Below are 4,311 nucleotides of genomic sequence, written 5' to 3'. Positions count from 1 at the left end.
CACCCCCACACCCACCGACGACAACTCACCCACACCAATCGGCCGCAACACCAACGACCCCACCTCCGCCACCACAACCCCCACCCCATCAGCGACCAGCAGCGAGAAGCCGTCGATGCCGGACCGGGTCGCCTTCAGGCGGAGGACAGAGGCGCCGGTCGCGTGCACGCTGACCTGGTTCCAGGCGAACGGCAGCAGCATGTGGCCGGGCTCCGGGTCGGGGATGCCCGTGAAGTTGGTGGCCTGGAGGGCGGCGTCGAGGAGCGCGGGATGCAGCGCGTAGCGGCCCGCGTCCGGCAGTTGCTCCTCGGGGAGTTCGATCTCGGCGAAGACCTCGTCGCCCCGCTTCCACACCGCCTTCAGCCCCTGGAACGCCGGACCGTACTCGAATCCGCGCTCCGCCAACTCCTCGTAGAAGCCGGACAGCTCGACGGGTTCGGCACCGGCCGGGGGCCACTGGGCGAGGTCGGTGGCGGGTGGCGGGCTGTCCGGGGCCAGGAATCCGCTGGCGTGCCGGGACCAGGGCGCGTCGGTGAGGGCGTCGTCGGGGCGGGAGTGGACGGCGACCGCGCGGCGGCCCGAGGCGTCCGGTTCGCCCAGGGTGACCTGGAGGTGCACCCCGCCGGTCGCGGGCAGCAGGAGCCTAGACTCGATGACGAGTTCGTCCACGACGCGTTGGCCGGCTTCCTCGCCCGCGCGGACGGCGAGTTCGAGGAGCGCGGTGGCGGGCAGCAGGCAGACGCCCGAGGCGGCGTGGTCGCGCAGCCAGGGATGGGTGGCCAGGGACAGTCGGCTGGAGAACAGCAGCCCGCCGCCGTCCGCGACCCCGGTCACCGCGCCGAGCAGTGGATGCTCGGCGGGGACCAGGCCGAAGGCGCCCGCGTCGCCGCTGACGCCTGCGCCGGGTTCGGGCGCCAGCCAGTAGCGCTGGGTGCGGAACGAGTAGGTCGGCAGGTGCGGATAGGGTGGCGCACTCGCGCCGATGGCCGGGGACCAGTCGACGCGCACGCCCGAGGTGTGGAGCCCGCCGACGGATTCGAGGAACCGGCGTGTTCCGCCGTCGTCGCGGCGCAGGGATCCGCTCACCACGGCGGACACGTCCTCGTGCTGGTCCAGGACGGCCTGGACGGCGGTGGTCAGCACCGGGTGCGGGCTGGGCTCCACGAAGACGCGGAACCCTTCCTCGACGAGTGTTTCGACAGCGCCGGCGAAGTCGACGGTCTGGCGCAGGTTCCGGTACCAGTAGGCGGCGTCGAAGCTCGCTCCGTTCACCCATGCGCCGTCGCAGGTCGAGAAGAAGGGGACGACGGGTTGCGTCGGCTTGACGTCGGCGAGCGCGGCGAGGATGTCGTCCTTGGCCTTCTCCACGTACGAGGTGTGCGAGGCGTAGACGGCGGAGTCGACGCGGCGGGCCGGTACGTCCTCGGCCTGAAGTTCCGCGACCAGTTCGTCGAGGGCCTCGGGCACTCCGCCGACGACCACCGCGGTGGGGCTGTTGACGGCCGCCAGCTCGATCAGGCCCTCCCAGCGTGCGATGCGAGCGGTGGCCTGCTCGCGGGAGAGGGCGAGGGAGGCGAGTCCTCCGCTGCCCGCGAGGCTGCCGACGGCCGTGGAGCTGCGTACGGCGGCGACGCGGGCGGCGTCCTCCAGCGAGAGCGCGCCGGCTATGTGGGCGGCGGCGACCTCACCCTGGGAGTGGCCTATGACGGCGTCGGGTGTCACTCCGTAGTGCTGCCACAGCCGGGCGATGGAGACGATGACGGCGAACAGCGCGACCTGGACGACGTCCGGCCGGTCCAGCGGGGGTGCGTCGGCGGCACCGGCGAGCACGTCGAGGAGCGACCAGTCGATGTGGGGTGCGAGGGCCTCGGCGACCTCGTCGAGAGCCTGGGCGAACACCGGTGACTGTGCGCGGAGTTCGAGGCCCATGCGGAGCCACTGGGAGCCCTGGCCGGGGAAGACGAACACCTTCTTGCCCTCGACGTCCGCCGTGCCGGTGACGACGTGGGGCGCCGGTTGGCCGGCGGCGAGGGCGTCGAGTCCGGCGAGCCCCTCGGCCGGTGTCGCGGCCAGGACGACGGCACGGTCGTCGAGCTGGGCACGTGTGTACGCCAAGGCGCGGGCGATGTCCGCGGCGGGCGCGTCGCCCTCCTCGCGCAGGAAGGTCGCGAGCCGTGCGGCCTGTGCGGCGAGCGCTCCGGTGCCGCGGCCGGAGACCAGCCAGGGCACCACGGTGGGCGTCGGCTTCTCGGCTTCTTCCGGGGTGGTGTCGATGAGTTCGGGGACCTGTTCCAGGATGACGTGGGCGTTGGTACCACTCACCCCGAACGACGACACACCCGCCCGCCGCGGCCCGTCCGACTGCGGCCACTCCCGCGCCTCCGTCAACAACTCCACCGCACCCGAAGCCCAGTCCACATGCGACGACGGCCGATCCACATGCAACGTCCGCGGCAGAACACCGTTCCGCATCGCCTCGACCATCTTGATCACACCAGCCACACCCGCAGCCGCCTGGGTGTGCCCGACGTTGGACTTCAACGACCCCAGATACAACGGCCGTTCGGCCGACCGCTCCTGCCCGTACGTCGCCAGCAACGCCTGCGCCTCGATCGGATCACCCAGGGTCGTACCCGTACCGTGTGCCTCCACCGCGTCGACGTCCGACGCCGACAACCGCGCACTCGCCAGCGCCGCACGGATCACCCGCTCCTGCGACGGACCGTTCGGCGCCGTCAACCCGTTCGACGCACCATCCTGATTCACCGCCGAACCACGCACCACCGCCAACACCCGACGCCCATGACGCCGCGCATCCGACAACCGCTCCAACAGCAGGACGACGGCGCCCTCGGCGAGGCCGGTTCCGTCCGCGGAGTCGGAGAATGCCTTGCAGCGGCCGTTCGGCGCGAGGCCGCGTTGCCTGCTGAAGTCCACGAAGACCTCGGGGCTGGACATGACGGCGACGCCGCCGGCGAGGGCCATGCTGCACTCGCCGACGCGCAGGGCCCGAGCCGCCAGGTGCACGGCGACCAGCGAGGAGGAGCAGGCGGTGTCCACGGTGACCGAGGGCCCTTCGAGACCCAGCGAGTAGGAGACCCGTCCGGACAGCACGCTCCCGGAGTTGCCGATCCCGAAGTAGCCCTCCAGTCCGTCGGGAAGTTCCTCGACGCCGTCGGCGTAGTCGTGGAACATCAGGCCCGAGTAGACACCGACGTCCTGGCCCTTCAGCGAGGTCGGGTCGACCCCGGCCCGCTCGAACGCCTCCCACGACACCTGGAGCATCAGCCGCTGCTGCGGGTCGACGGCCAGTGCCTCACGGGGCGAGATGCCGAACAGCTCGGCGTCGAAGTCACCGGCCCCGGTCAGGAATCCGCCCTGGTCGACGTAGGTGCGGCCGGTGCGGCCGGGGTCCGGGTCGAAGAGGTTGTCCAGGTCCCAGCCGCGGTCGGCCGGGAAACCGGTGAGCGCGTCGGTGCCGCCCTCGACCAGCCGCCACAGCTCCTCGGGCGAGGTGACACCGCCCGGCAGCCGGCATGCCATCCCCACGATCGCGATCGGCTCCGTCGCCTCCGCGTCGAGGTCGCGGAGCTTCTTGCGCGTCTGCTGCAGATCGGCGAGTACTCGCTTGAGATAGTCGCGCAGCTTTTCGTCGTTGGACATGACTCTCCCTGTGAGCCTCTCCGTCGTGAGGTCGGCCGTGTTGTCGTCGAGTGAGCGGTGACGGCCTTCAGGACAGGCCGAGTTCCTTGTCGATCAGGTCGAAGATCTCGTCGTCGGTCGCCGAGTCGATGTCGAGCGCCGCTTCGCCGTCGGGGTTGTCCTCGGTGTCTGCGAGGAGGCCGTCCCAGCGTTCCGCGAGCGTCCTGAGCCGTGCCGAGACCTGTGCGTGCACCTCGGCGTTCACGCCGTTGGCCGTCAGTGTCTTTTCCAGCTTGGTCAGTTCGAGGAGCACGGCCGGGGTGGGCGCGCCTGCCTTCAGGTCGAGTCGGTCCCGCAGGTGCTCGGCGAGTGCGGTGGGTGTGGGATGGTCGAAGACGAGGGTGGCGGGCAGCCGGACCCCCGTGGCCTCGGTGAGGCGGTTGCGGAGTTCCACCGCGGTGAGCGAGTCGAAACCGACCTCCTTGAGTTGTTGTGTCGCCTTGATGGTGTCCACGGAGGAGTGCCCCAGGACGGCGGCGGCGTTGCCGCGGACCAGGTCCAGCAGGGCGTTGAGCTGTTCGGTCTCGTTGAGGGTGGCCAGGCGCTGGGCCAGCGTCTCCCCGCCCTCACCGGCCGCCGACCGAGCCACCACCGCCCGACGCGGCACCC

At 71.2% G+C, this 4,311-nt stretch carries 2 protein-coding genes; both read right to left on the bottom strand.

Annotation, left to right across the window (positions count from 1 at the left end; translation table 11 throughout):
* Positions 1 to 3,663: type I polyketide synthase (locus tag ACFC09_RS45770; RefSeq protein ID WP_376539101.1), on the bottom strand; the 3,663-nt coding region annotated here is incomplete at its 3' end.
* 67 nt (positions 3,664 to 3,730) lie between these two features.
* Positions 3,731 to 4,311 (bottom strand): phosphopantetheine-binding protein (locus ACFC09_RS45765; RefSeq protein ID WP_376539099.1); only part of this gene is annotated, 581 nt, incomplete at its 5' end.

It is taken from the genome of Streptomyces sp. NPDC056161, assembly GCF_042268025.1.
In the GTDB taxonomy this organism is placed as follows: Bacteria; Actinomycetota; Actinomycetes; order Streptomycetales; family Streptomycetaceae; genus Streptomyces.
This window is presented reverse-complemented; position numbering and strand designations above follow the sequence as displayed.